Source organism: Leekyejoonella antrihumi (genome assembly GCF_007845645.1).
GTDB classification, from domain to species: domain Bacteria; phylum Actinomycetota; class Actinomycetes; order Actinomycetales; family Dermatophilaceae; genus Leekyejoonella; species Leekyejoonella antrihumi.
In genome coordinates this window covers 1-1,218 of sequence record NZ_VCQV01000130.1, presented here as the reverse complement: position 1 = coordinate 1,218, position 1,218 = coordinate 1, and the positions used below count along the sequence as shown (strand labels likewise).

The 1,218-nt window shown below is 68.3% G+C and carries 1 protein-coding gene; it reads right to left on the bottom strand.

Features of this window, described 5'->3' with window-relative positions; all coding sequences use genetic code 11:
• Nucleotides 1-1,098 (bottom strand): IS1380 family transposase (locus FGL98_RS25095; protein ID WP_146321614.1); only part of this gene is annotated, 1,098 nt, incomplete at its 3' end.
• Nucleotides 1,099-1,218 lie beyond the last annotated feature (120 nt).

Below are 1,218 nucleotides of genomic sequence, written 5' to 3'. Positions count from 1 at the left end.
GGCCTTGGCCTGCCGGATCCGGTCCTCGACCCGGGCATGCTGCCGGTGACGCAGCTCGAGGCCAGCGGCCTGGCCAGGGACAACCCCGAGTGGGGTGTTCGTCAAGAACGCCGTGATCCGGTGCCCGTCAACGTCGGTGAACCGCAACTGCGCACCCGGATGCGGGCGCTCCTTCCGCAGGATCAGCCTCGACCCTGGCGGCCAGGAGCCCAGATCGATCGTTCCGGTGGCCTCGGCGACCCACGCCCCCTCCCGCAGGTCATCACCGTCCCAGGCAGGGTGCCAGCACTCCTCCGGGATCACGTCCACGATGTTCTGAACCCTGGCGTCGACGGGGAACCCGAAGGAGAACTCCAGACCCTGCCGGACGCACTCGGCCGCGAAATCGTGCGTCGCACCGGCCGAGTCCGAACGGGCCAGCACCCGAGGCGAGTTCGGGTCGCCGGGCCGTGGCCGGGCGTACTCCGGCAGGCCGGCCAGCGCCATGTGCAGAACTTCGATGTGGTCCGCGGCAGTGTTCGAGCCGGCGTTGCCCCTGCGCAGCAGCCCGGCCAGCGCCTCACCGGAGGCGATCTCCGGCCGGTCCAAGAAACACAACAACGGGTGGAACCCGAAGGTGCGTTTCCACGTCGCGGCCGCGTTCTGCTTCTCCGAGTGCGCGATCGTGACCGTCGCGTCGAAGTCCAGCCGTAGCTCCTGGCTGATATCCGGCGCCGCGCCGGCACCCCACGCCCGTTCCCGCGCGGCGGCACGAGCAGCCCGCACCACGTCAAGGTGCTCCTCGTCGATCCGGTCGAGCACCCGCCACGCCGTCGGCATCGACGCGACCGGCCCGAAGAGCTCCTGTCGATCGGTCAGCACCTCGATCCCACTGATCGCGTCCGCACCATCGGCGACCGCGACCGCCAAGTCCGTGAACACGCGCCCGGGAGCGTGCACCGGAACACCACGGTAGGTATCCAGCAGACCCCGAGTGAGGCGATCGGTCAGGCCCGTGTCGTCCGCAAGGTCTCGCAACATCCCGACCCCAGCATGCGAGACCACACCCGTTCCGTCCGCGCTGACCTTGACCCGCCGACCCGGCTTGCTACTCTTCACCTTGAAAGTGCCTGTCCTGTAGAGATCCTGAGTTGTCGCAAACCCAAGTATCTCTTACAGCACAGGCACTTTCACGTCCCCCGACCGCGCGTCACACCTCAACCCGTGAAAGACGCAGGC